Origin of the sequence: Paenibacillus sp. 11B (genome assembly GCF_030487755.1) — a bacterium.
GTDB lineage: Bacteria > Bacillota > Bacilli > Paenibacillales > Paenibacillaceae > Paenibacillus > Paenibacillus vandeheii.
In genome coordinates, this window is record NZ_JAUKNS010000001.1 from 35,299 (window position 1) to 62,184 (window position 26,886).

Below are 26,886 nucleotides of genomic sequence, written 5' to 3' on the forward strand. Positions count from 1 at the left end.
TTTGCATTTCTCCTCCCCATGCGTTATTATCTTTTTATCGACATATTTGCAGGTCTAAAAAAACAAGGAGGTTCTCACACCATGTGCCCGCGTACCAAAGAACAAAATGAACTCATACGTATACAACGCAGAGAACAGATCCTGGATGTCGCCGCTCGCTCCTACTTTCGTACGGGCGGCAGCTTTGATATTCGGGATGTTGCGCGCGAGGCAGGGCTTGGTTACGGCACAGTGTACCATTATTATCCCAACCGGCATTTATTAATAGAAGATGTGTTGGGAAGCGGCTTCGAGCGATGCGAACAAGTTATTGTGAAATGGGCAAAGATCGGTGACAGGCAGTTATTAACGTATTGTAAATCGCTGCTGCAGCTGTGGCAGTTAGACGCCCGCGCATATCTCGTCTACAAAATGGCATCGGAACATTTTACAGGCTTGCCTGAGAAGGATCGACACCACGTCAAGAAACGATTTACGGAACGGCTGTACGTTCCACTCCAATCGATTGCCCAGTGCGAAGACGACAGCATCGACCATATGCTTGCTGTGCTAATCGGCTGTTATGGGATGTACTACTATGCGGGCAATTCTGACCTGGACGTCGATCGAATCGCCCGACTCGCTATGCAAGCTATTACGAAGGAGACCTGATACGAACATGATTATCTTAAAAAGCAAGCATGAAATTGAATCCATCCGCAAGGCATGCCAAGTGGTGGCTGAATGCCATCGTACCATTGCCCCACTCATCAAACCGGGCATCACAACGAACGAAATTGAGCGCATATTTGAGGAGATTATTTTGAAGCACGGCGCCAAGCCATACGAGAAGGGCTACAGAGGCTATCCTTATGCGACCTGCGCATCCGTTAACGACGTGATCGCGCATGGCTTTCCTAACAATAAGCCACTTGTGGAAGGTGATATCGTGACGATCGACACGGTCGCGGAGCTCGACGGCTGGCTCGGCGATTCGGCCTGGAGCTATGCGGTCGGACAGATCTCGCCCACGGCCGAGAAGTTGATGCGCGTCACGAAGGAATGTCTTGATCTGGGTATCGAGCAGGCGCGGTCTGGAAATCGTCTCGGCGACGTGACAAGCACGATTCAGCGGCATGCAGAATCACACGGCTTTGGCGTTGTGCGTGACCTTCTCGCCCATGGCATCGGCCGTGACCTGCACGAGGAGCCGACGTATATGCATGTCGGCAAGCCCGGAAAGGGCGTACGTCTCAAGGAAGGTATGGTGTTCACAATTGAGCCGATGATCACCGAAGGCACCTACTTCATGACAATCGATGCGGACGGCTGGACCGCACGGACGATGGACAACAAGCTCGCAGCCCAATACGAGCATACGATCGCCATCACGGCTGACGGTCCACAAATTCTGACCGCGCAATAAGAATAGTTTCTTATAACAATAAAAATGAATTAGAAGCCGACCACCCAAATGGTCGACTTCTTTTTTTTCGTATTCTTCGGAATTAGCTTCCGCTTGGCACAAACGTAGTCAAAAAAGATTTATTGAAAGTAAAAAAAGTGCACGTTCTTCTTTTTCCAACTCACCTCATTCAATCAAAAAGTCAAAAAACGTACTGGTTCTGGTCAATAACTTTTATATCACGTGTCCCCTTTCTCGTTTACACTATTTTCAAGCTATTGATATTAAACTATCGCGAAAAAGGGGGAAGTAATATGAACAAGAAAACCAAAACTTTAGTGTTGTCATTATTCATGTCGACCTTATTACTCGCAGCCTGTACAAATGGAAGCAGCACCGAGCAAAGTTCAACCAATACAGACCCGAATGGCAACGAGGGCGGAACAACTACCATTCACACGGTGACATCTGAATACACTTCTGCGAAATATCCAAAGGGCGACGATATCACAAATAATGTGTGGATTAAGCGATATAAAGAGAAGTTTAATATCGATGTCAAAACAGACTGGGTCAGCGATGAGTACGATACCAAATTGAATTTGGCTATAGCATCGAACGATCTTCCGGATGTATTCAGGGTGAATCCATCCCAATTAAGGCAGTTGGTCGAAGCGGATATGGTGATGGATCTGACCGATGTCTTTGAGCAAAACGCTTCAGATCGTCTCAAGGGTTACATGGAAGCGGATGCGGACAGTTATGAGTCAGGAAAAAAAGACGGTAAGCTGTACGGAATACCACAGATGCACTGGGGATTGATTGAACAACCAGACTTCATCTGGATTCGGAACGATTGGAAAGAAGAACTGGCGCTCCAGGATCCGAAATCTGTGGAAGACATCAAGAATATCGCACTGAAATTCATGGAAAAGCATGGCGGTTATGGTATTGCGGTTGACCAGTCGTTGGATTATCTCAATCTGCTCGCTATTGCGTGGAATGCGCATCCAGATCTGTGGATGGAGGATACCAGTGGAAAACTGGTGTACGGCTCAGTGCAGCCTGAGATGAAGAATGCGCTGGCTGAATGGTCAGAATGGTACAAGCGAGGCATCATTGATCCGGAATTCGCAATCAAAGACTTTAATGCAATGAATGCCGATATCGTAGCCGGCAAGGTTGGGATACAGCCTTATTACCAGTGGTGGGGTTATAATCCGGGAGTCGATACGGTATCCAATCTGGGTAAGGATGCCATCTTCTACCCTTATATCATCCCTACCATCGATGGAAAGGAAGCTAAACAGTCCATCTTTTTTGCCAACAACAATTATATCGTCATGAAAAAAGGATTCAAAAGCCCGCAAGAAGTGATAAAAATTTTGAACGACTATGCTTATATCGTTGATGAAGGCAATGGCAAGGAATCCCCAGAAACGCTATCCGCTCTGCTGGACAATGATATTGCCCATGTGGTCGGAGCGTTCCGTGTACTTAATCCGAATTCCGACTACGAGCAATTTGAGGCTGTGTCAGCCGCTCTTCAATCCAAGGATACCAGTGGACTTACGACTTCGGGAATGTGGCAAAAATACAACAACAGTGTTGAATTCATGGAGAATGCAACACCAGGAGCAGTCGGTGATTATTTGCAGCAAGGAGCTCCAAAGAATGCCTATAGTCTTGCTAAAAAAGTGCTCGACAGTGAGAACTACACGAAGACAGCCCTATGGGGTGTTACACCGGAGGTACTGTCGAGCTATGGCACAACCTTGGATGACATCCTGACGGAAGGCTTCACCAAGATCATTATGGGTAGCGAAAGTATCGATTATTTCGATGTTGTCGTCCAGAACTGGCGAGCAGCAGGGGGTGATGAAGCAACCCAGGCAGTCAATGACGCCTACGGAAAATAAGAATGCTGTTGTCAAGAGGGGATGAGTTATTCTCCCCCCCTTTTTTGGCAACGGTTACACACCTATTAAACCAAGAACGGAGGAGGAACAGGAATGCTGAAAAAGTGGAAGCAGCAGAGTCCCTACCATTTAATGTTGGTCCCAAGCCTCGTATTGGTCTTCATCTTCAGCTACATCCCTTTTTATGGACTTATTATTGCGTTTCAGAAATACAATCCGGGTCTCGGCTTCAACTCACCATGGGTAGGATGGGACAATTTTTCACACGTATTTAGTCAGCCGAACTTCGTAAGGACGATCTGGAACACCTTATACATGTCCGTCTTCAAGATTATCGGAGGCATTATCGTGCCCGTTATATTCGCATTACTCCTTAACGAAGTACTGAATAGCGGAGTTAAACGTACATTCCAAACTCTGGTATATATTCCGAATTTCCTGTCTTGGGTCATTATGGCTGGGATCATGCTGGACATCCTTAGCTCCGATGGCATCATCAACACATTTCTGGGCGTATTCGGGATTGCACCTATTTCCTTTCTTGGCACACCATCCATATTCCCATGGACCATGATCGTCAGTGATATCTGGAAGGGCTTCGGATTTGGCACGGTTGTTTACCTGGCAGCCCTGACCAGCATTGACCCTGGACTTTATGAGGCCGCGGTGATTGACGGAGCCAAACGCTGGAAGCAGACCATTTACATTACCCTACCTCTGCTCATGCCAACGATTGTCTTAATGACTGTGTTGTCTCTTGGTAACGTGCTCAATGCAGGCTTTGACCAAATCTATAATCTCTACTCCCCTGTCGTCTATCAAACCGGTGATATCATTGATACCTATGTATACCGTCTGGGAATTCAGCAGGCACAGTATTCGATTGGTACGGCTGTCGGATTATTCAAATCCATCATTTCCAGTGTTCTGGTTGCCGTATCGTACGTTCTGGCCTACAGGGTAGCCGGCTATCGCATCTTCTAAGGAGGAACTATCTTTATGATCTATGATAAAAGTATGAGCAGGCGTTTGTTCCATATCCTAAACTACACGATATTGCTTCTAATCTCTCTCCTGTGTATCCTGCCGTTTATCAACCTGTTGGCTGTTTCGTTCAGCAGCAGTGCTGCTGTATCTGCTGGTAGTGTAACCTTCTGGCCCATTGAGTTCACGACCAAGGCCTATGAATTTGCCTTAACTGGAGGGTCATTTTTTTCTTCTCTCTGGGTTGCCATTCAAAGAACCGTTCTCGGAACATTGGTCAATCTTGTTTTAATCGTGCTCACGGCTTATCCACTTTCCAAATCAAAACAAAAATTGATGGGCCGTAATATCTATATGGGATTTTTCATAGTCACGATGTTATTTAGTGGAGGATTGATTCCAACCTATCTCGTAGTAGTCAAAATGGGGCTGATTGATTCGATCTGGTCTCTGATCCTGCCTGGAGCTCTCCCCGTATTTAGTATGATTATTCTAATGAATTTCATTAGGGGCTTGCCAGAGGAAATTGAAGAATCAGCGATTATCGATGGTGCCGGGCCTGTACAGGTATTGCTTCGTATTTTACTCCCGCTCCTCAAGCCCGCTCTTGCAACTGTCGGTTTGTTCAGTATCGTCGGCCATTGGAATTCATGGTTCGATGGTATTATCTATATGAACAATCCAGCCAATTATCCATTACAAAGTTACCTACAGACCCTCCTGCAGAGCTTTGAGCAAATCATGCTGAAATCTGGATCCGACTATACTCAACTACTATCCATGATGAATGCCAGAACTGGTCGCGCCGCTCAAATGTTCTTGGGTGCCATTCCGATTTTGCTCGTGTATCCGTTCCTGCAAAAATATTTCACCAAGGGCTTGGTACTCGGTAGCGTTAAAGGATAACGCAAAAGGCTTGCAGTCCAAACTGCAAGCCTTTTTTTGGGTGTGTTCACCTCATGTTACCCCAAGCACAATACTACTTTGTATCAGATATAACAGGTAGCAGAATGGTGAAGACCGTACCTTCTCCAATCTGACTATCTACATCTATTCCATAGGGCTTGCCAAAATGAAGCTGAATGCGCCGCTGCACATTATGCAGACCGATTCCTGTGGTTCCGGTGCCTGCTTCAAGCTTATCTTCCCTCAAGTTCAGAATCATATGATGATCCATACCAACCCCATTATCGCGGACTTCGATCGTAATATCACTGCCCTTCGGTTGAATCCGAATGGTAATGACTCCGCCTTCCTCGAGTTCGGCCAGACCATGAAAAATCGCGTTCTCTACAAGGGGCTGAAGGATCATTTTGGGCATACGATAATCCATCAGGCTATCCTCAATCTCATATCTCATCTGAATACAATCATAGTACCTGACATTCTGTATCGTTATGTAATTCGCTATATTATCGATCTCCTCACGAATCGTAACGAGGGTTCCATCGGATCTTGTCGCATAGCGAAGCATCGAGATGAGTGCATCTGTCATTTCCACGATTTTGTCAGCCTGTTGCATGGACGCAATCCATTTCACCGATCCAAGTGTGTTATACAAAAAATGAGGTTTGATCTGATCATGGAGTGCTCGCATCTCAGCTTTGGCTTTTTCTATTTCTTCCTGCTGCATACGTTCGACCATCCGCTTCAATTCATGCGACATCTTGTTAAATCGAATCGATAAGTGGCCTATTTCGTCTCGTGAGCGAATATGCTGCACTTGTTCAAACTGCCCCTTTTCGACCAAAGCGATGTTACGCAGGAACTTCTTAATGGGGGTTGTGATGACATGAGATAGAAATATGGATATTACGGCAGCAAAAAGAATTATAACAATAGCCAGCGTCACCAGATTACGACCCAATATTTTGCCGTCGGCAGTCAGCTCATCCAAAGGCATGTATAAATAAGTTGTCCATTTTTGCTGACTAAGAGGATTGGTCACCACGACATTCAATGATTCAGGTGGACGAACGTTGTCCCGGAACAGCGTGCCGATTAATCGGTCATTCACGTTATATACAATCTTGTCATTCTCATCGATGATCATGAATCTGGAACGTAGCCCCTCCTGTAAGTTGCGATTGACGATTTCAATAAATTTTATATCAATACTGACGACGATCACGCCAAGCAGTTTCCCGCTAGACACATCATGAATTTTCCGAGCATGCGAGACTGCCAGAATTTTATTCTCCAGTTGCTCATCTATTCGGGTTGTCAACGTGATGGTTCGATCTTCATCATGCAAGAACTTTTTAAACCATAATTCGTTCGCTACTTTAAAGTTTGGGTCAATAGGTTGGTTAGGACTGACAAACAGATCTTGTCCCCCGTTCAAATTGTAGAGGTAGATGGAGAATACGCGATCTTTCATCATGATATAATTCATCAGAATATTGTATGCAGCAATCTCATGCTGTTCATCACCATCGCGGAGGAAATCCTGGATCGGAAAGCTTCCCTCATGTGTTGCAGACAGGTTGTTGCTCAGTCCATTGCTGGCCAGCAGCGAGATTTTTTCAATCTCTTTTAGAAACTCGTCAATGCGAATGTTCGTCTGCTTGGCCAGATCGCTGAGCAGCTTCGTATAATTCTGTGCCAATAACCGTTCAGAGGAGTAATACGAATTGATCGTCATTACAAATACCGGAAGTATAATGACCGTTATACATATCACCATGATTTTGTACTGGATTCGAAAGAGTTGGGTATGCCTCATAGGATGCACCTCTATTCATGAATTACATGGATCCCTGCTGCAGTCGTTCTCGATATTCCTCTGGAGTGTGGCCCACCGTTTTCTTGAAAATCTTGCTAAAATAGGTGTAGTTATGATAACCCACTTTATCTGCAATTTCATATACTCTCAATTCCCTGCTCATTAGGTAGGCCTTCGCATGTTCAATCCGAACTCGTGTCAAGTAAGAGATAAAATTCTCTCCCTTATCCTGCTTGAACAATCGGCTGAGATACGAGGGATTGACATTAATTTGGCTAGCAATGCTTTGCAACGAAATATCCTCGGCATAATATTTATCGATTAACTCAGTGGCCAGATCTGTGTAGGTAAGCTCCTGCATAAACTGAGAATCCGTTTTAAAGTAGTACGCAATATGAGCCAGGATATCTTGATGAATATCCTCCCAATACTCACCCTTCAGAACGATTTCATAAGGAGATTTCTCGGTAAAGGAAGGCTTGGCTCTTTCTGTAGCCCGTGACACATGGGAGTGTATTGTTTCCAACACCATGATATACTGCCTGCGAATACTGTTCTCATCCGCTCGTAGCGTCTCCAGTTCAGAACGAATTCCTTCAAGGAAATCCTCCGCCTTTTTGTTGTCTTTACTTATCCATAATTTCAGAAAATCTCGTTCCTGCTCCGAGTTCAGCATCCCATTCACTTCTTTCCGAGCTGGAGCCCGAATTACATCCTCGTAGTACAGGATCTGGTTGCAGCCTGTGAAGAAACCCTGTCTTAAGGCGGACTCGGCTTCTTGGCAAGCCTTTCTAATACATTGAAAACCGGAAACGATTGTACTTACACCCGCTGTAAGCGACAGGTTCATAAAATCCCTGATTGAAGACAGAAGCTTATTACATAGTTTATTTAAGTCCGCATGCACAGATTTACTCTCAGGAAGTACATTGACTATAACCCAATACTCAGACGAATTCTCAACGAAAATTTCTTTCTCCCATTTCGATGGAATGATTTCTTCCATAATATTAAGAATAGAAAATCGGAGTAGTTTCTCCCCCTTCTCCACATACTTCCTCTTCGCATCTTCGTAATAGTTCACAATGAACTTGATAACAACCAGCTGATCCGATCTTATACGAAAATGCAGCTCCTCAGCTTTGGTGACGATGTCCTTTTCATTTATGAATCCGCTTACAACATCTTGAAAGAAGCTATCCTTTAGATGCCTCAGGCTCTTCGAGTAATCTTGTGCCATAGTGGGGATGTTTGTCGGGTTAACATGTTCGCTTTGCAGTTTCTGTTCAATGGTAGTCAAGAGTTCGATAAGGGAGGTTTCTGTAATCTCGCTTTTAATCAAGTAGTCAGTGGCGCCTAGTTTTAGTGCTGTTTTCACATAATCAAATTCGTCAAAATTACTTAGGATGACATACTTACAGGTTTTCAGTACCCCGGAGGACTCTTGTATAAGCTGCAGCCCATCCATAATCGGCATCTTAATATCCGTAATGATTAGATCGGGAGTCACTTCAAGCGCAAGCTCCAATGCCTCTTTTCCATTCCCCGCTTCACCAACAACATAGAAATTGTGCTCTTCCCAATTCAGCATGGAACGAATTCCAACACGCATGAGTAATTCATCATCTACGATCATCAGTTTGTACATGAAATCCCCCGATTTAGTTAGTCGTATACTTGTTCTTATCCTTCCCACGTTACCCTAAACAAATCTGGCTTGTTTCCGTCTCTCAATTCATTGAGCAAGCTGCTAATATTTCATATAATAAAAACTAATTCCTAAGTTTTATACAATATTAATAGAGAACGGCTTCAAAGAACACCCTTTAATTTTAAGTTTAGATTATACATAACTTGACCACTATTCATATTTACTACGGCCAGGAGGACGTCTATGAACATTCCCAAAGGTACATACGGGTTTCGGTTTGCCGAAGATAAAGAGCTCCAGCTGTGTGTTTTGTTTGCAGCCGGATGTGATTCTATAACCGATCCTTCTTATCGCTGGGATGGATTGGAGCGTACGGATGGCCCACTTCTGTTATTCCAGTACACGACCTCTGGCGAAGGTGTATTTGAGTCGAAAGGTGAAATTCACCGTGTCACCACAGGACAAGCTTTTTTGGCCGAAATTCCAGGCCCGCACCGCTATTATTATCACTCAAAATCGAAAGAGCCGTGGGAATTCCTGTTCCTGCTATTTCGCCCCAATCTGATTCTGCCCCATTGGCAAAAGTACCTTCGTGAAGCAGGAGAAGTCCCCTATCTTCCCATTGATGGTGCACCAGTCCGATTGCTGCGGATGATTGTGGCTGATGCGGCAGCAGGCAGGATCACAGATCCTCTGATCGCTTCATCTTGCGTCTATCAGTTCATGACAGAACTGGTCAGATTACAGAAAACCAACCTACGGAACAGGGAGAACTGGTCGGAGAATATACAACGTGCAGCCGAATTTATAGAGCAAAATTATTCCAGGATGATCAGCATGGATCAACTTTCTGAGCACGTTTCCCTATCCAAATATCACTTTATACGTCGCTTCTCATCCAGCATGGGCTTGACACCAGGAGCTTATCTAACTCGCATACGGATCGAAAAGGCTATGGAACTGCTTCGCGGGACGCCCCTTAGTGTTGAATCTATCGCCGAACGCGTTGGTTACTCCAGCGGAAGCTATTTTATCAAAGCATTCCGTAACTTAACCGGTCTTACACCGGGTGAATTCCGAAGTGGCGGAGAAAGTCTTGCTTATCGTAAACTGTTCTTCGACTAACCGCAATATTGTGCTATTGGTCCTTCAAGATTACTGTGGATTATTAATAAACTCCTATACTATGATGAAATTAGTAAGAGCAATAATTAATCAGTAAAGGAGTATTACCATGAAGCATATACTTGCGGCATCAACACCGCCTCTTGGCTGGAACAGTTGGGATTGCTATGGCGCGGCTGTAACCGAAGAGGAAATCCGTGGCAACGCGGAATATATGGCAGAACATCTCAAAGACTTTGGCTGGAGCTACATCACTGTCGATATTCAATGGTGCGAACCCCATGCAAATTCTTCGCAATACCGTCCATTCGTTCCGCTGATAATGGATGAATATTCCCGTCTTTTGCCTGCGGAGAACCGGTTTCCTTCTGCTGCAGGTGGAAAAGGGTTTAAGCCATTAGCTGATTACGTACATAGCCTAGGACTTCAATTTGGCATTCATATCATGCGCGGCATTCCGCGTCAAGCTGTCCACGCTGCTACCCCAATCCTGGGCTCTACAGCAACTGCACGCGAAATTGCTCATACGAACTCTATCTGTCCATGGAATACGGATATGTACGGTGTGGATTCTTCAAAAGAAGGAGCACAGGCTTATTACAATTCTCTCTTTGAACTTTACGCTCAATGGGGCGTTGATCTGGTGAAGGTGGACGACATTGCCGCTTCCAGACTATACGCAACTCATCAACCGGAGATTGAAATGATCTCCAAAGCGATTGAGCGTTCCGGCCGCCCTATGGTACTGAGTCTTTCTCCAGGACCAGCCCCGGTAGAACACTCGGATTTTTTTGCTGAACATGCCAATATGTGGCGAGTTACAGATGACTTCTGGGATCTTTGGCCGCTGTTGCTGGATATGTTCGACCGCTGCCGGACATGGCAGGGCGTCCCCCAGGCAGGATGCTGGCCGGACTGTGATATGCTTCCTCTGGGGCATATTGGGATTCGTTCTGTAGATGGCGGTGGAGCAGATCGTTGGACCCGATTCACGCCTGATGAACAGTTGACTATGATGTCACTGTGGAGTATTTTCCGTTCCCCGCTCATCTTCGGTGGTGAACTGCGGGACAATGACGACTGGACACTGTCACTGCTGACCAACCGTGAGGTTCTTCGTATGCACCGAGAGAGTTATGGAGCCAGAGAAGCGTTGCGGAAAGAGGATCTTATTGTATGGACAGCTCAAAACGCTGAAGGTTCCTCTTATGTCGCTGTGTTTAATATTAGTGAAAACCCGCTTCAACTGGAAATGAACTTTGCGGAAATCGGCCTGTCCGACATTACTGAAGGTACTGAACTTTGGAGCAGAGTGCCTGCTGAATTTATAGAAAATTCGCTCCGTGCCACTGTGCCACCCCATGGTGTACGACTCTATCAATTTTATTAATTCCGAGCATGGCCCAAAACGTAACCGGAGCTAGTCTTGCAAGCGAAAAGAAATACTCTATCGTTTTTTTGGACCGGAGTTTTTCTTTCCAGATGTAAAAAATAACCGCTGACAGCCGTCAGCGGTGTCTGTTTTCTGCTAGAACTTCTGCAGTTATGGAGAATAGAATGTTCATTGCATTCATAGGAGCAGCGCGTTAAGATTTTAGTTAATACATAGACTTAGGAGGCTTCATGATGAATAACAGTCCTGTACCTTGGCGAGAAGTTTTTACAGACGAAGCCACTCACACCATCACGGGCAATGTGAAGATTTACGAGTCATTCCCGATTCCACAATTGCAGACGGAGCGTAGAGTTTGGATTTATTTACCTAAGAGTTATAACGAAAGCAATCGCAGCTACCCGGTATACTACATGCAAGATGGACAGAACATGTTTGATGAAGCGACGTCTGGGGACGCGAGTGGGATGTCGACGAGACACTGGAACAGATGGCACTGGAGAATCCAGCACTAGAGGTGATTGTGGTCGCTATCGATCATGGGGGTAACGCCCGAAATCATGAATATAACTTTACGATGAATACGGAGTACAATTTCGGGGGCAAAGGTGAGGCATATGCGGATTTCCTGGCGCAGACACTCAAACCCTATATCGACAGCCACTACCGTACGCTTGCTGAAGCAGAGCACACCATCATTGCGGGAAGTTCATTCGGTGCTTACGTGTCGTTGTATACGGCTATTCGCTATCCGGATCAGTTTGGCCGTGTGGGCGGGTTTTCCTTTGTCATGTGGCACGACAATGGCGGGATCATCCAATTGATTCAAGAGTCGAATCTCTCTCCTGCGCTTCGCGTCTATCTAAGCATTGGAGAACTGGAAACGGACAATCCCGACTTTAATCGGGTTGCCTGTGAGCACGTCGCATTGACCCACCAGACCTTAATCGCATCAGGGGTTTCTGAGAAGCAGATTCGAGTTGACGTTATTCCAGATGGTACACATCACGAATCCATGTGGGGCATGCTGTTTCCTGAAGTGCATCGATGGCTGCTATAGTCATAGGACCGATATACATAAAAAACCTCCATCCAGTAAATGAACAATAACACTCCACCATTCTTGAAGCTTTCTTACCGAATCGTTCTAGTTCTGTTCTTTCTTCATTTCTAGGCTGTTTATTCCGTTTCCAAGTTTGCTGTACGCGCAATTTCTGAGGGTCTCCGGCAGGAAGCCGGCGATCATATACGCGTTACGACCATTTCGCCAGGTGTTGTGCAGACCAACTTTATCGATGGGATACCCAATCAGAAAATAAAGGATCAGCTAGCTTCGGTTAGAGACGGGCTAGGATTACGGCCGAAAGCCGTTGTCAGTGCAATCGTTTATAAATCATTTTAAATGAGTGACATTAGGGTTCCTCCAAGGGCACCTGTTACAACAGTAACCCAAGGTGGCAACTTCCAATAAACCAACATACTAAACAGTATAGCTGCAAAAGCAAAGTCAATGGGTGCCAAGATAGAACTAGTCCAAATCGGCTGATAAAAAGCAGAAATTAGAATACCAACTACTGCTGCATTTACTCCCATTAACGCACCTTTGACCTTTGGATTGCGACGCAGGCTATCCCAAAAAGGAAGTGTTCCTATAATCAATAAAAATGCAGGTAAAAATATAGCAACTGTTGCTAATAAACCTCCAACCCACCCATTCATCACCGTACCTAGGTAGGCTGCAAAGGTAAATAAGGGTCCCGGAACCGCTTGGGCTGCCCCATATCCGGCAAGAAACTCTTCTTCACTCAACCAGCCGGTGGGTACAAATTCTTTTTCAAGCAAAGGTAAAACGACGTGCCCTCCTCCAAACACAAGGGATCCCGAACGATAGAAACTGTCAAACATTGCAATCCAGTGAACAGAAGTCACTTCTCTTAGTATTGGAAGAAGAATTAATAAACCAAAAAATAACACTAAACAACCTATTGCAAATCCACGGGTTACTGGAAAACTAACTTTCCCATCAGATTCGTCTTTCTGGTGTCTATATATTAGGAAACCAATAATTGCTGATAAAAGAATAACTCCTACCTGACTGTAGGCTGTTTGCCACAATAATGTAATCACTAATGCTAACAAGGCAATTGCTTTTCGTTTTAAATCCGGTGTTAGTTTTTGAGCCATCCCTATAACAGCATGTGCAACAACGGCGACAGCAACAAGTTTCAAGCCATGTATCCAACCTGCATCACTTACATCTACTCCTTGGAGAATCAATGCAAAAATAATGAGGGCAAGTACTGAAGGTAATGTAAAACCAAGAAACGAAACAATACCACCTAATACTCCAGCACGCATGACACCTATACCAATCCCTACTTGACTACTCGCAGGACCCGGTAAGAATTGACATAAAGCGACCAAGTCAGCATAACTTTTTTCGTCCATCCACTTCCTTCTTCGAATATACTCGTCATGAAAATATCCCAGATGGGCAATTGGCCCACCAAATGAGGTAAAGCCTAATCTAGTCGATACCCTTAATATTTCGAGTAATGACTTCATTAAATTTTTTTCTTTCATTATTGCTTCATCCAATTACTTTTCTCCTTCCATTCTAAAGGATTGTTATTTAATCTTTGATTTTTCGTCATTCAATTTTGATTATCTAAAACAGATGGTAACACATAAAACGATGCCTAAAACCACATTTACAGAAACTTTACAATATTACATGCTATCCAGATAAGTATTTCGTGGAGGACATTACTTATGTAAAGAAACTCATCCATCCAACCTAAGATGCTTGAAAACAAGCATTAGCTGATTTCGTATTATCAGGTTAACCAGTAATTACTGGCTAACCTGATAATACGAAAAAGCCGCTAAGTTAGCGACTTTTAACGGAACTATCTTCGTGTCTCTCGACACTTCACATTATTAGGTCCAATAAAAATATGTTTGAAAAGTTTAACCACGAACCTAATTAATACTTTAGTTTTTTTACCATTCTGTACAACGACATCGTCGGTTTATTCACTTCCGATGTAATTTCATACCCGAGTCTGGCATACAATTTTCCCGCCTGATGATTTTCTTTTTTAACTGTCAGTGAACTTACGTTATAGCCTTGTTTAATAGCCTGCTCTTCCGCATAACGAATGAGTTTGGAGCCGACGCCCATTCCTCTGCTTTCGGGCATTGCTGCAAGTGTTGCAATATGAAACTCCCCTTCAAATCCTTCTTTCAGTGTTATATTGGAAAATAATGCTCTTGGGTGCAATAGGTTGTAAGTAATTAAGCCTAGTTTTCTGTATGACAAGAGTTGTTTCACCGTAGCTGAGACCAATCTCTCCATAACGGTAACAGGCAAACACGTAATCATTCCAAGCGTTTTATCTCCCACTTTTGCTTCATACGCATATTCATGACTGAATCGATTGTTCTTAGACTGCCAGAGTTTATGGAAGGTAGCACCTACGATGCTTTGATTTGTCGAACCAGCGATCGTATTTGCTATATCCCCAAGCGCCATTAGATTTAGTTTAGATCCCACAAGAGAATGAGGGGTTCCATTTACAATAGAAATATTAGTCATATAATCACTACTCCTGTCACTAAATATTTAATCCTGTTATATCAAAAAATATAATTATCGTTTATTATTTGATAGATTTTACTATCAATTAATTATACAGTACTTCATTTTTAAATGAACCGTCAAGCAATGATAGATAAAAGTGTACAAAAAAAGACTTAATCATTAAGGCTTTTCATGCAAAAGGTAATTACCTAACAGGAATGTGATACCTTGCGGTTTCATTTATAAGGATCGCTTCTACTGCCAGAAGTAAAGTATAGTAAGAGTAAGTTGAAAATATATTTCAGGAGGCTACAGCCATGTCCCAGGAGATCTGGATTAACCTGCCAGTCAAAGATGTTGAGAGATCCACTGTCTTTTTCAATGAGATTGGATTCCATGCGGTGAGCGTGGGTAACGAGAGAGCCAAGCTTGTCGTAGGCCAAACAACGATTCTGCTGTTCCCGGATGCGGCGTTTGAGAAGTTTACAGGTTCAAAAATCGCAGATACTTCCCAAAGCGCAGAAGTAATATTTTCCATTGGTGCTGAAAGCAGAGAAGAAGTAGATACTTTTATTCAAAAAGTAGAGTCTGCCGGAGGAAACATCTTTGGCAAGCCAAGCGAAATGGACGGATGGATGTACGGCGCAGGATTTACCGACCTGGACGGGCATCGCTGGAACCTGCTGTACATGGATGAGAGCAAAATGCCGAAACACTAATATGAAAACGCCGATGACCGGCGTTTTTTTACATCCCCTGTAATCTCATATCTGTCATTCCAATCAAGATCGTTGCTTGAAAGGAAAAATTCGCGGGTTAAAGAACTTAAGCAGTTTATTGAATCACATTTTTATAAAGGTAGCTACTTCACCATAAAAAAACCGGCTGTATGGCTACAGCCGGCTCTCTGCTAAATTAGGTGCGGTTATTTGTAAGTGTGTGCTCGATACTATTGTGTTGGTGATGGTGAGGGTATGCTCTGCGCCGTTTCGATCTGCTGTAGATCGACGCGGAACTGTTCCTGCACGTTGAAGGGATGATACAGTCCCTTGGCAATCGCATATTTGCTGATCTTTTCATGCGTATCGATTGCCTGTTCCAATTGGCGTTCCAGAACACCCTTGATTTCCGGTGTGACGCATTCCGTTACGGCCATCGCCAAATTCCGGACGCCGCTCTTGGCCGTGGCCAGAAAGTCCATGGCGATCACATCATCTGTCATTTTGTTCATGCCAGTCATGTATTCCAGTACAGGATTCATTGCAGTGTCTCCATTCCTTTGGTCATTATTGCGGACAGCTCGGCCAGCTGATCAGACGACATGGCGGCATCCTGCTGGAGAATAAGCTTCAGCTCGGGGTCCGTGACCAGCGCCTGCATCGTTTTGGACTTCGTCATGCAGACCGTCTTGAAGGCAGCAATCTCATGCACCTCCAAGGCTTCATGCATCGCATACGTTGGGTTCATCTAGAACTTCACTCCCTTGTTTAATCAAGCTCTTTACGGCTTTAAAATAACTTTAATGCAGTTATCTGTCTTCGTATCAAACATTTCATAGCCGCGTTTGGCCTCACTCAGCGGAATCACATGCGTGATGATATCGGCCACGTTGACCTTCCCTGTTGTCACCAGTTCATACATGTAGGGCATATAATGAATAACCGGTGCTTGTCCGGAGCGAATGGCTACATTGCGCTCCATGATATCGCCCAGCGGAAATCCGTTGTAACGGCCGCCGTATACGCCGGTAATTTGAATGGTTCCGCCCTTGCGAACCGCTTGGGAAGCAATAATTATCGCGCTCATGGTTCCGCCTTGCAGCTTCAGACCGCTCACCAGGAATTCGAGATCGCTCATCTTTCCGTCCATGCCCACCGCATCGATGACCACATCCGCTCCACCCTTTGTAATTTCCTTCAGGTAGCTACCGACATTTTCATGATGCTCAAAATTGACGGTTTCGACGTTATTATTCTTTTTGGCATGCTGCAGCCGGTAATCTACATAATCGACAGCGATAACCCGCTTCGCCCCTTTAAACCAGCAAAACTTCTGAGCAAGCAGTCCAACCGGACCGCAGCCAAGCACGATCACCGTATCGCCCTGTTTCACGCCCGCATTATCAACGCTCCAAAAAGCGGTTGTCATCGCATCGGCGATCAAAGCAAGGCTTTCATCCGGCTGCTCATTGCTTTCAGGAATTTTAAAATGCGTAAAATTGGCAAACGGAACCCGCAAGTATTCGGCCTGCCCGCCAGGAAACCCACCGGTCGTTCCCGAGTAACCGAAATATGCTCCCATATCTCCGTTATCATTAGAATTGTCGCACTGGCTCTCCAGTTGATTTTTACAGTAAAAGCATTCACCACAAGCAATATTGAACGGGATAATGACACGGTCCCCTTTTTTCAGCTTAGTGACTCCGGGTCCGACTTCCTCTACGATCCCCATCGGCTCATGCCCGATGACGTAATCCTCCTGCAGATTGGGAATCATGCCGTGAATCAGGTGTAAATCGGAGCCGCAAATGGCGGTGCTGGTCAGCTTGACGATCATGTCGTCCGGCTTTTGGATTTTCGGATCAGGGACGTCTTTGACGACAACGTTTTTGACTCCTTGGTACGTCACTGCTTTCATCATGCCTGGCTTTCCCCCTTATGCTCATCCGGCGTCCTGTCAAACATCCCTTTGCGCGACGTATCTCCCGGAAACAGGTTCATTCCGGCAATCATGGCCGTATTTTTGGCGGAAAGCTGGTCCAGCTGATATTGTTCGTTCAGCTCATATGGATGAAACCATTTTTTTCGAATCATGAGCTCAGTAATTTCCTGGTGAAGGGCAATGCCCTGTTTTAACTGCTTTTTGAGCAGTTCTCTTGCATCGGACGATACGGTTTCGGTCAGGGCAACGGCGGTGTTCCGTACCCCTTCCTTGGCTCGAAGCAGAAAATCCATGGCGAATGTCATGTCGGCCATTTCAGGCATGTTAAGCGAATTGATCGGATCTAAATAATCGCTGTTCATCAGGTCATCACCTTTAATTTAGAATGGGAGTAGGTTTGCTTTCGGGAACCGGAGACTGGAATGGCGCTCTTTGATAGAGCGCTGTCAGCTCACTGATATCCACCGTGGATTGTTCTACGTCTTTTTGCATGAGCATCTTCAATTCCTGGTCGAAAACGACCCCCTGCATCAGCTTGGACTTTGCCGCACAGAGCGTCTTGAAATTCAGCACTTCATGGAGATCTAGGGATTCATGCGGGGCGAGTGAAATATCTTTCACGTTTGACTTGCACCTCCTTCATTGAACACGGATGTAAAATTAGGTTATCCCTCTGCATAAAGCTTGATTCGGGCTTCTCCCCCTATACCGCATATCAAAATATTCCAATTATAGACATCAAAAAAAAAAGAAAACACTCAATAGGAGTTAATTTCATCGCACTGCCCCTTTCTAATACAAAAAAAACGAGGCAACCGATCCGTTTGGATCGGCTGCCTCGTTGAAGTGTTCCCGTATTTTAGCTAGGTTGTACGGGAGCATAATAGTGAGACTGTCCGAGGTCGGGGATCAGTGCAGGTTGCACAGGCCTCCACCCCAGAAGTTGTTGAGTAGCCAGGCTTGATCTTGGAATATCGAGCGCTGCAAGTGTACTGAGGAAACCGAAGTGGGCATCAGCTTCTTCACGGGAAATACTGACTATAGGCACGTTCAGGTGTTTACCAATAACACTTGCGATGTCGCGAAATGGCACTCCTTCATCTGCCACCCCATCTAGTCGTGAACCAGCGGGTGCTTTTTCTAACGCAAGGCGGTATAGATGTGCGGCATCCAGGCTGTGCACAGCTGGCCAGCGGTTGGTTCCCTCTCCCACATAGGCTGCAAAGCCTTTTGTTCTAGCAATATCGATTAGTCTCGGCACAAATCCGGTGTCACCCTCACCGTGTACCGAAGGACATAGCTCTACAATGGATGTTCGCACCTCTCGCTCCGCCAACGATAATACTACGTTTTCTGCTGCCAATCCATTGGCGTGCGTGGTAATCACAAACGGCTTACGATATAACCTGTTGCTCCTGTTACGAAAACACGCATGATGAAATCCTCCTTTAGCTGTTGACTATTAATGAACTATAATTACCACGCAACGGGTCCATCCTCATCTGAGAACGTTCCAGTTGGACCATCCGCTCCAATCATCGCAAGCCGGACTGCTTCACGAGCCCCTTGTTCAACACTACGAGTACCAGCAAAATTATTGAGCGCAGTCGATGTAAAGCCCGGACATGCCGCATTGACCTTGATATTTGTCGATTCAAGCGCAAAGGCAAAGGCAAGTGTCACCGCATGAACAGCTGATTTTGATGCCGAATAGGCCCCAAACATCGCACGATGTGTATTTTCGGGAATGGAATTCCAACTAAGGGAGCCACCGGTGCTGCCCAGATTGACGATGCGAGCTGTCGGAGCCTCACGCAAAAGTGGCAACATGGCCTGGGTGACAGCAATGACACCAAAAACATTAGTTTCATAAACTGCACGAATGTCTTCGAGCGAAGCAACGGTCAATAGACCGCTCGTCGCACCACCACTTGGAAACGGATTATCCGGTTTACCTGCGTGTGAGATACCCGCATTGTTTACAAGTACATCGAGACGACCAAATTCGCATATGTGGAAAGGTTCTTTTCAGACCATCTTCGGTCGTGTAGTCAAAGACATGTCTGATCAGACAGGACTATCAGAAGGTGATTTTGGAGTATTGGATCGATTAATCCTTTTTGGCAACGGTAACCTTCGCCAACAGGAATTAGCCGACTCTATGGACTGGGATAAGAGTCGATTATCTCATCATCTGACGCGGATGGAAAAACGAGGACTAGTGATGAGGAAACCACTAGACACCGATCGCGGAATTCAAGTCATGATTACTCCCGCTGGAAAATCGAAGTTGGATGATGCCCGTCCCTACCTCTCCAAAGCAATACGCAAACATTTTTTTGTACAATTAACCGACCAAGATATTGAGTTGATTAAGAATCTGGCGGAAAGGACAAACACAAGGTCTTAGCGTCTTTTTTGAATCTCCGCTACCTTGACCACGAGCCACAACTCACGGAAAAAATCGCATCTATCAGAAAAAAACTCAACGGAAAGGGCTACGTCTTATCCCCTACCCGGTTGAGTTTTTTGCCATTTCTCGCAGTCCGTCTTCCTTCACTCGTACAAATGTAAGCTTTTTGTAAGAATGAATTAATAAAAATTCAGGATTTGATCTCTACAATTAAATTATATCGATTGATATTATTTAATTTTACGAGGAGGACAACAATGAGTTTAACAAGGAAGAGAAACGTACTTAGCTTCAGGAAGTCCCTGTTGGTGTTAGGGATCTTCGCATTATTAATTGCATTAACGGGAGCAGGTACTGGTTATGCAAGCATCGAGCCTGTGACTAGGCAGACATTGGTACTGCAGCATGCAACAATCGTGGACGTAAGGTCGGGAAAGTTAACTAACGATCAGACGATTATCATTACGGATAATAAGATTAGTCACATTGGAAACAGCGCTCAAACGGCGATTCCCATTTACGCGCAAGTACGTGATGCAACGGGCCAATACGTCATTCCTGGTTTGTGGGATATGCACGTCCATTTGGAAGATAACTATAAAGACGCCTTCCCGCTTTTTCTGGCTAACGGAGTAACCGGAGTCAGGGAGATGGGGGCAGCTCTGAAAAACGTCGATATATGGAAAAATAGCATTCGATCCGGTATGACGGCCCCACGTCTTGTTTATGCGGGTTCGACCCTGAATGGAGGTCCAGCTGACGATGCCCCTCACATGTTCTACTTGGAAACAGAGGAACAAGCACGCAAAGCCGTACGTCTCAATGCGGTCAAAGGAGCGGATCATATCAAGGTATACTCTTGGTTGCCACGTCCTCTGTTTTTGGCGGTCATGGATGAAGCCCGGAAGTACGGCTTGCCAGTGGTTGGTCATTTGCCGGTAGAGGTACGGGCCAGCGAAGCCGTTCAATTGGGGTTTAAGAGCATAGAACATCTGCACGGTTTGTTTATTGCCACTTCGAGCATTGAAGATGATATTTTCCAGCATGCAGACATGAGCGATTTGCTTGGTTATTCGCTGGCAGAGATCGAGGCCTCCCAATCCTATGATTCCGTAAAGGCTAACAAGCTGTTTAACACTTTCAAAGAAAAGGAAGTCTGGCCTGTACCCACCATGGTTACTTATTTGAATATGGCCAAAACCGAAATCGATCCGCGGTCCACATATGTACCGACTGCCGTGCAGGAGCAATGGGCCGAAGTGATTCGCTCCACGCCTCCCGAACAAACGGAATTAATGACGGCCATCAATTCTACAACGCCAGATATGGTCAAAAAGCTGAATGATGCTGGCGTGCCTATGCTTGCAGGTACCGATTCCAGTTTCGAAATGACCAACTTTATATACGGCGTTTCCTTACATGATGAACTCGAATTGCTGGTGAAAAGCGGCCTGTCCCCGCTACAGGCATTGCAGACGGCAACGCTGAATCCTGCACGATACTTGGAAAGAGAGCAGGAACTGGGTACCGTAGAAAAAGGAAAGCTCGCCGATCTTGTGCTGCTTGAAAAGAACCCTCTGGAGGACATTCGAAACACAACAAGCATCTCTGCGGTTGTCTTGGACGGAAAACTTATAGAAAAGAAGACCTTGGATCAAGCAGTTAAAACATACCCCGTGATGAAGGTTGCCGATATGAAAGAACCGGAAAGATCAGACTCGTCTGACACTAAGTACATCCTTCATAATCATTAATGCGTAACTGAAGTAGGACGAAAAGCCGCAAAATAGCGACTTTAAATAAGTTGTTGTACACCAAAAGATCTCTTCAGTAGTGAAGAGATCTTTTGGTATTTTACATATAGCTGTCTTCTGCAATTCAAAAATTCAATGACTCGCCTGCTCAGCTATTATTCAGACATTGTCGGTTCACCTGGCTCCTCATTTGCAAGAAGCTCTGGACTCACGGAATGTCGTTCGAACTTAACTGCATCAACCCTCGTATAGATCATATCGGCAGGAAGCGTTGGCGGGTCTACCGTTGTTGGAGTCTCTCTGGTTAAACGAACATACTCGCTGCCGTCTCCTGTAAAGTCGAACGTTCCTAGATTAACCCAACCCGATGAGCCGACCGTTGCATCGATATACGTCACCTCGGTACCCGTCTTATGCTTCACCTCCACTTTGACATGATTATCGTTTGCCGTCGTATGGACGAGCTTGAAGATGGAAACCGTATATTTCCCTTCCGGAAACTGGCCTTTCCACGTTGCTGATGATCCTTGAACTGTAGTATAACGAGACTTAACCCCAATTTTGTATCCAGCTAGATTGCTTTGGTTCCAGGACCCTTCTGTCGTGTACAACCCTGTTGTATTTGTACTGTCGACGATAACCGTTAGGTCCTTGATCGGTATGGTCAACGTAGGAGTTGTTAAGGTCACTCCGTCAATCGTTACGGTGGCCCATACCTCAATGTAATCCGTTGCCCCATCAAGTTTTAGAAGGGTTAACGTACCGCTGCTATCCACTTCAGCCAGATCCGTACGGTCAACGAAATACTGCACATTGGCCTGTGTCAGATCACCAATCAAACCGTTATCCAAATAGCCAGTTACGCTCAGCTGTGCGTTTTGAGTCATCTGAAGCTCGTTCCGATCGGACAGGATTACCGCAGATTCCAATTGCGGTATCCTGTTTGGGTCCACCCACATGATCGCATCGGCAACGACCCTTGACTTGTTGGCCTTATTGGTTAATTCAACGTAGCCGCTATCACCTGCCGCAAAAGGATAGTCACCTAGATGTACCCAAGTACCATTGGCCGTTGTCTCATCAACGGTAACCGTCTCGGAGCCCCCGCTATAATAAACGGTAAATGAGGCATTCGTCGCCCAATTTTCAGTCGCAGCCGTTATTTGCGGAAGCTTGTAATACACACTGTAAGTAACACTTTCGGGCAGCTCCGGCCGCCATTTCATTTTGCTTGTCGCTGTGCCGGCTGTCGATTTGGCATACACATAGTTATCATAGTAATAGTCGTTAGCCGTCGTATCCCTTATCCAGACGCCTTCTGTCTCCGCCTCCGTATTATCCACAATGATCGATGAACCATCCGGACCATCGGGTTGGACTGGAGTTTCCGTTACCTGATCGGGCAGATAGAGTGTCCGCTTGCGGGTCTCTTTCCCTTCCGATTCCACATAATACGTGAAGGTTTGGGATAAATCGTCCACCCGTATCGACCATTCCATCGGATATATCGTATCTGGGATGGTCGTATATGTAGCTCCGCCATCCAAGGAATAATGGATTGTCGCTGGTTTCGTCGTTTTGGCCTGCACATAAGCATCATAAACCGTTTCGTCAGGCTTGACGATCAGCATGCCTTTAACCGCATCGATTGGACTATGGGTATCGAAGAAATAGCTTGCATCCGATGGATCAGCCGTTCTAACCTGATGCAGCGGCACATCAATATCGAGTCCCTCTACAATGATAGCGGTGATTCCCTTGCTTGAAACCGTTGCTTGAATGATTCCGCCCCTCATAACCGCTTGTTCTGGTGTGCCATTATCGCGGATGATCGTTACGTTATAATCTTGTGCCGGGTTGAACCCAATGATCTGTTCATTCAATTCGATCGGAGTCTGAACTTCTTCTGACGATGCGTTGCTTAGCCCGATGTAGAATTTATCCCCGCTCTCACCCGTTATCCAGTTCAATTGAGGATGGTTGGTCTGAATAATCCCATTGGGCATCCAAAGCCAAACATCCGAATTCCCATAAAATTGGCCTGGTTTATTCCCATAGAGGTGATACTTGAACCATAAAAAATTCGTTTCGAATACGGAAGGAAATGAAATACTCCCGTTCGATTTCAACGTTTGTTCGCTGATCAGATAATCCATCGTTTGCCCGAGCTGCCCCGGGATATGGTGATAATAGATGGATGTAGCCCCGCTTGGGCCTTCCAAAGGAAAATCGGGTTCCAGTTGGCTAACGGCAAAGCCCTTATAGTAATAACCTGGGTAACTGGAATATCGACCAATAACCGCATTATGAGCAATATCCTGCAGCAGTTTATCACCTGTATAGAGCGACAACCTCAGCATGAATGGAGCTTCCTGGGCATTCATCCGATAATAGCCGGTTGTACTTCCCGCTTCAAACGTCAATCCGCTTGGTGAAACGAGCCATCGTTCCGCTTGTACGCCTCCGGCTACATCTTCTGGAAGCTTGAGCCTAGGATATTGAAATTTTCCGCTTTCCGGCCAATGGAAAGATTCAGCATAGTTATATGTCTCAGGCTGCGGAATCGTAACGTTCCCTTCAGGAACTGGACGAGCAACGAACATGGTTGCATACCGTTTGGCTTCCTTATAAGCGGCATCCAAGTATTTGGGATCCTGAGTTTCCTCATAAAGCTCCAAGATCTCCATCCACAGCTTGCTATAATAATAAATGAACTCATTTTTACTCACATTCACGGATGCAGGCGTATCAATATGCTGCATGATATAGCTATCGGCTGCATCCTTGGCAGCCTGCAAATACTGTGCATCTCCCGTCATACGATACATCATCAGCGGCTGAATGACAGGGCCTCGGTCTTTCTGGTCAGGATCACGCACGAGGTACTCTTCCTGTGCCATCGCCTCAATTCCTGCCGAAGTGCCCATCATCTGATTCACTGAGGCTACGCTTGAAACATCGAACGGCAGAGCAGCCATTTTCCATAATGAAGGCACGCCGTATACATTCTTCTTCGTCGGCGACCATCCGATGCCATTTCGCGAAACGCCATACTGGACGGATGGCAATGCTCTCGTATCATAAAGCTGGTCATCACCGGTCAAATAGTAAGCTCCCAGAAGAACCGCATTCGAGCTTGTTCGAACGCTATCCTCGTTTTCGATATCAATAAAACCCTTGGCTCGGCTCCACCACCCGCTGGGTGACGGGACATAATCAACAGAGTCGTCCCCTTGCGGCTCTATCTTAAGCACATCAATCATATTGAACATCGCGTCAGTAAGCGATTGCTCGGAGACATTTTCCCGGTATGCCGAATATCCATACTCACTGCGAAGAATATTCGCGTAGGACTCATAAAGTTTGCTGTGTTGAGCGATTAACCCTATATGAAATTGGTAGGTGCTCTCTGCGGTCATTTGCGAATATGTCCCCAGTTGAGGGGCATACAGGATCGGCTGCACGCTGCCTTCGTTATTGACCAAGCTCATGCCCAGTCGTTGTTTCGTCACACCTCCCGTCGGTTCAAATTCAACCGGGAGCTTATCTGATGGTACAAATACCCCATACGTCAAAGGATTCCCCGCACCGTCATTCTTCTCAACCAAACTCATTGGAGCGCTCAGTTCCCTCAAACTTGTTGATTCCACTGTCCCTACCATTTTTGCGTGCGACCTGAACCCACTTAACACTTCATTGATGCCCGAGACGACCTCTGTTGTGAAGGACTGATATCCAATCACATAATTGCCATCGCGGCGAGGTGTAAAGGCGAAGGAAACATCAGGTTTGCCCTCTGCCATAGACCAGTTCACTTCAAAATCGTAATCACTGCCATGCGAAGAATCGGTCAATACCGCTGTGTGGCTGTCGGGAAAATGAATTCCGTCGAATGTAATCCAGCGTTTGTTCATCGTATCGTAGTAATTGGTTAGGCTCCCCGCATTCCCATCCAATAAAACCCATTGCTCCTCAAGTCTTTCCGACACACTATTTATGGGCATCCAGTTTCCTGTGTCCGTGTTCTTGTAGAACATGTCACGAACGATGGATTTGCCCCCATCCCATTCTGCCTCATAGAAGGTCGCTTTATAGTTTTCATTTTCGATGCTGCCTTTTTCTGTGTAACTGAGATTCTCTAATGTGCGGCTGCGCAGCGGAGGCAATGGTGGTGCTTGCTGCCGGATATTTCCTTCGAACTTGACCGCATCAGCCCGGGTAATAATCTTGCCCGTCGTAGGTTGAGTTCGAGTCAGCCTGACAAATTCGGTATCATCACCACTAAACTCATACTCCCCCAAATCCACCCATCCGACAGATGGGCCCGACGAAGGTCTCAGATCCATAAACATGACATCCGTAACCCCGTTGTGAACAATCTCAATTTTTACATTACTATCTGCTTTATCCGCCCAATCCAGCTTATAGAACGATATTCTCGCCTTCCCTGCTTCCAAACGCGGATTCCATGTGATGCTTCTGCCTACGGCGTCCGTATATTTGGAACTGGAATTATTGTATCCCTTCACTCCCGTACTTGTGTTCCAATAAGGAGCGGAGAATCCGTTACTGGCATTGCCCGAATCAACAGTAACGACATTATCAATCGTAAGGCTTCCATCATCAATGATGATCGTCTTATGTGGCTCTTTCTGCCTTATATTCCCTTCGAACTTGACCGCATCAGCGCGCGTAAGGATCGTGTTCGAGGTGCTGGTAGAGCGGGTCAATTTAACGAATTCTTCACCAACCCCGGAAAGATAGTACTCTCCCAAATCAACCCAACCTGCTGGAGCGCCAGATGATGGTCTTAGATCCATAAAGACTACATCCGTCGTTCCATTATGAACAATCTCAATTTTTACATTACTATCTGCTTTATCCGCCCAATCCAGCTTATAGAACGATATTTTCGCGGTTCCTGCTTCCAAGCGTGGATTCCATGTTATCGTTCTGCCTGCTGTACTCGTATATTTGGAGCTGGAATTGTCATACCCCTTTACCCCTGTGCTTGTGGTCCAATTTGGAGCCGAATATCCATTGTTCTCGTTATCTGGATCCAGTGTCACAACATCATTGATTTTGATACTTCCGTCATCGATGATAATCGTTTGATAAGGTAAGGTCTCCGCATAAGCAGCCCTTATTCCAGCCAGGCTTAAAGGAACTACGATCGTCAACATGTAAACGATTGAGAAAAACAGCCTCCTTTTAACCATACAACTCACAGCCTCTCCTATTAATGATAACGCTTCCAAAAAAAGATGTCCCTTTGCTCAAATGATCGTAAAAAA

General features: G+C 45.5%; 25 protein-coding genes. 13 read left to right on the forward strand and 12 right to left on the reverse strand.

Going from position 1 to position 26,886, the window contains the following annotated elements; all coding sequences use genetic code 11:
* Positions 1-81 precede the first annotated feature (81 nt).
* The 5 genes from Q0V21_RS00145 (at position 82) to Q0V21_RS00165 (ending at position 5,193) form a co-directional block, all read left to right on the forward strand.
* The gene (locus Q0V21_RS00145) at positions 82-651 is read left to right on the forward strand and encodes a TetR/AcrR family transcriptional regulator (RefSeq protein WP_301877013.1); all 570 of its coding nucleotides are present in this window, start codon (positions 82-84) and stop codon (positions 649-651) included.
* A 7-nt stretch (positions 652-658) separates the two neighbouring features.
* Entirely contained in the window at positions 659-1,405 is a 747-nt protein-coding gene (gene map / locus Q0V21_RS00150; protein ID WP_301877014.1) for a type I methionyl aminopeptidase, read from the forward strand.
* Positions 1,406-1,698: 293 nt separating this feature from the next.
* Entirely contained in the window at positions 1,699-3,303 is a 1,605-nt protein-coding gene (locus tag Q0V21_RS00155; protein WP_301877015.1) for a type 2 periplasmic-binding domain-containing protein, read from the forward strand.
* A 93-nt stretch (positions 3,304-3,396) separates the two neighbouring features.
* Complete coding sequence (locus Q0V21_RS00160) at positions 3,397-4,287, forward strand: ABC transporter permease (protein WP_079345264.1); 891 nt, start codon at positions 3,397-3,399, stop codon at positions 4,285-4,287.
* Between the two features lie 15 nt (positions 4,288-4,302).
* On the forward strand, positions 4,303-5,193 hold the full coding sequence (locus tag Q0V21_RS00165; protein ID WP_301877016.1) for a carbohydrate ABC transporter permease: 891 nt from the start codon (positions 4,303-4,305) through the stop codon (positions 5,191-5,193).
* A gap of 73 nt (positions 5,194-5,266) precedes the next feature.
* On the opposite strand, the gene Q0V21_RS00170 is transcribed toward Q0V21_RS00165, so the two are convergent.
* Together Q0V21_RS00170 and Q0V21_RS00175 are read right to left on the reverse strand one after the other, a co-directional pair.
* Complete coding sequence (locus tag Q0V21_RS00170) at positions 5,267-7,012, reverse strand: cache domain-containing sensor histidine kinase (RefSeq protein WP_301877018.1); 1,746 nt, start codon at positions 7,010-7,012, stop codon at positions 5,267-5,269.
* A gap of 22 nt (positions 7,013-7,034) precedes the next feature.
* Complete coding sequence (locus Q0V21_RS00175; protein ID WP_301877020.1) at positions 7,035-8,660, reverse strand: helix-turn-helix domain-containing protein; 1,626 nt, start codon at positions 8,658-8,660, stop codon at positions 7,035-7,037.
* Positions 8,661-8,906: 246 nt separating this feature from the next.
* On the opposite strand from Q0V21_RS00175, the gene Q0V21_RS00180 reads away from it, so the two are divergent.
* The 5 genes from Q0V21_RS00180 (at position 8,907) to Q0V21_RS00200 (ending at position 12,583) form a co-directional block, all read left to right on the forward strand.
* Positions 8,907-9,788: an AraC family transcriptional regulator gene (locus Q0V21_RS00180; protein ID WP_079345256.1), complete on the forward strand. Its 882-nt coding sequence runs from the start codon at positions 8,907-8,909 to the stop codon at positions 9,786-9,788.
* Positions 9,789-9,897: 109 nt separating this feature from the next.
* Positions 9,898-11,178, forward strand: a complete 1,281-nt coding sequence (locus Q0V21_RS00185; RefSeq protein WP_301877021.1) for a glycoside hydrolase family 27 protein — start codon at positions 9,898-9,900, stop codon at positions 11,176-11,178.
* A 233-nt stretch (positions 11,179-11,411) separates the two neighbouring features.
* Positions 11,412-11,696, forward strand: coding sequence for an alpha/beta hydrolase-fold protein (locus tag Q0V21_RS00190; protein WP_301877022.1), 285 nt, complete (start codon positions 11,412-11,414; stop codon positions 11,694-11,696).
* Positions 11,672-12,241, forward strand: a complete 570-nt coding sequence (locus Q0V21_RS00195; protein WP_301877023.1) for an alpha/beta hydrolase — start codon at positions 11,672-11,674, stop codon at positions 12,239-12,241. The genes Q0V21_RS00190 and Q0V21_RS00195 overlap by 25 nt, the downstream gene beginning before the upstream one ends.
* A gap of 150 nt (positions 12,242-12,391) precedes the next feature.
* Positions 12,392-12,583 (forward strand): SDR family oxidoreductase, encoded by a 192-nt coding sequence (locus Q0V21_RS00200; protein ID WP_443146393.1) that lies wholly within the window; start codon positions 12,392-12,394, stop codon positions 12,581-12,583.
* On the opposite strand, the gene Q0V21_RS00205 is transcribed toward Q0V21_RS00200, so the two are convergent.
* Both Q0V21_RS00205 and Q0V21_RS00210 read right to left on the reverse strand, forming a co-directional pair.
* Positions 12,580-13,746: a chromate transporter gene (locus Q0V21_RS00205; RefSeq protein WP_443146392.1), complete on the reverse strand. Its 1,167-nt coding sequence runs from the start codon at positions 13,744-13,746 to the stop codon at positions 12,580-12,582. The two genes, Q0V21_RS00200 and Q0V21_RS00205, sit on opposite strands and share 4 nt — an antisense overlap.
* Positions 13,747-14,167: 421 nt before the next feature.
* On the reverse strand, positions 14,168-14,779 hold the full coding sequence (locus tag Q0V21_RS00210) for a GNAT family N-acetyltransferase (RefSeq protein WP_079345249.1): 612 nt from the start codon (positions 14,777-14,779) through the stop codon (positions 14,168-14,170).
* 302 nt (positions 14,780-15,081) lie between these two features.
* Between Q0V21_RS00210 and Q0V21_RS00215 the strand changes: the two genes are divergently transcribed.
* On the forward strand, positions 15,082-15,483 hold the full coding sequence (locus Q0V21_RS00215) for a VOC family protein (RefSeq protein ID WP_079345247.1): 402 nt from the start codon (positions 15,082-15,084) through the stop codon (positions 15,481-15,483).
* 230 nt (positions 15,484-15,713) lie between these two features.
* Here Q0V21_RS00215 and Q0V21_RS00220 read toward each other — a convergent pair whose 3' ends face one another.
* The 7 genes from Q0V21_RS00220 to Q0V21_RS00250 all read right to left on the reverse strand — a co-directional run bounded on the left by Q0V21_RS00220 (position 15,714) and on the right by Q0V21_RS00250 (position 19,438).
* Complete coding sequence (locus Q0V21_RS00220; protein ID WP_079345245.1) at positions 15,714-16,025, reverse strand: spore coat protein; 312 nt, start codon at positions 16,023-16,025, stop codon at positions 15,714-15,716.
* Positions 16,022-16,231 (reverse strand): hypothetical protein, encoded by a 210-nt coding sequence (locus Q0V21_RS00225; RefSeq protein ID WP_079345243.1) that lies wholly within the window; start codon positions 16,229-16,231, stop codon positions 16,022-16,024. Before Q0V21_RS00225 ends, Q0V21_RS00220 begins: the two co-directional genes overlap by 4 nt.
* Positions 16,232-16,264: 33 nt before the next feature.
* On the reverse strand, positions 16,265-17,401 hold the full coding sequence (locus Q0V21_RS00230) for a zinc-dependent alcohol dehydrogenase (RefSeq protein WP_301878373.1): 1,137 nt from the start codon (positions 17,399-17,401) through the stop codon (positions 16,265-16,267).
* Positions 17,401-17,787 (reverse strand): spore coat protein, encoded by a 387-nt coding sequence (locus Q0V21_RS00235; protein WP_006210206.1) that lies wholly within the window; start codon positions 17,785-17,787, stop codon positions 17,401-17,403. Before Q0V21_RS00235 ends, Q0V21_RS00230 begins: the two co-directional genes overlap by 1 nt.
* A gap of 13 nt (positions 17,788-17,800) precedes the next feature.
* Positions 17,801-18,046, reverse strand: coding sequence for a spore gernimation protein GerQ (locus Q0V21_RS00240; protein WP_301877026.1), 246 nt, complete (start codon positions 18,044-18,046; stop codon positions 17,801-17,803).
* 238 nt (positions 18,047-18,284) lie between these two features.
* Entirely contained in the window at positions 18,285-18,746 is a 462-nt protein-coding gene (locus tag Q0V21_RS00245; protein ID WP_301877027.1) for a Rossmann-fold NAD(P)-binding domain-containing protein, read from the reverse strand.
* A gap of 155 nt (positions 18,747-18,901) precedes the next feature.
* Positions 18,902-19,438 (reverse strand): SDR family NAD(P)-dependent oxidoreductase, encoded by a 537-nt coding sequence (locus Q0V21_RS00250; RefSeq protein ID WP_079345239.1) that lies wholly within the window; start codon positions 19,436-19,438, stop codon positions 18,902-18,904.
* A 46-nt stretch (positions 19,439-19,484) separates the two neighbouring features.
* Here Q0V21_RS00250 and Q0V21_RS00255 point away from each other — a divergent pair, with 46 nt between their 5' ends.
* Both Q0V21_RS00255 and Q0V21_RS00260 read left to right on the forward strand, forming a co-directional pair.
* Positions 19,485-19,835, forward strand: coding sequence for a MarR family winged helix-turn-helix transcriptional regulator (locus tag Q0V21_RS00255; protein WP_301877028.1), 351 nt, complete (start codon positions 19,485-19,487; stop codon positions 19,833-19,835).
* Between the two features lie 260 nt (positions 19,836-20,095).
* Positions 20,096-21,592 (forward strand): amidohydrolase family protein, encoded by a 1,497-nt coding sequence (locus tag Q0V21_RS00260; RefSeq protein ID WP_301877029.1) that lies wholly within the window; start codon positions 20,096-20,098, stop codon positions 21,590-21,592.
* 155 nt (positions 21,593-21,747) lie between these two features.
* On the opposite strand, the gene Q0V21_RS00265 is transcribed toward Q0V21_RS00260, so the two are convergent.
* Positions 21,748-26,811, reverse strand: a complete 5,064-nt coding sequence (locus Q0V21_RS00265) for a golvesin C-terminal-like domain-containing protein (RefSeq protein WP_301877031.1) — start codon at positions 26,809-26,811, stop codon at positions 21,748-21,750.
* Positions 26,812-26,886 lie beyond the last annotated feature (75 nt).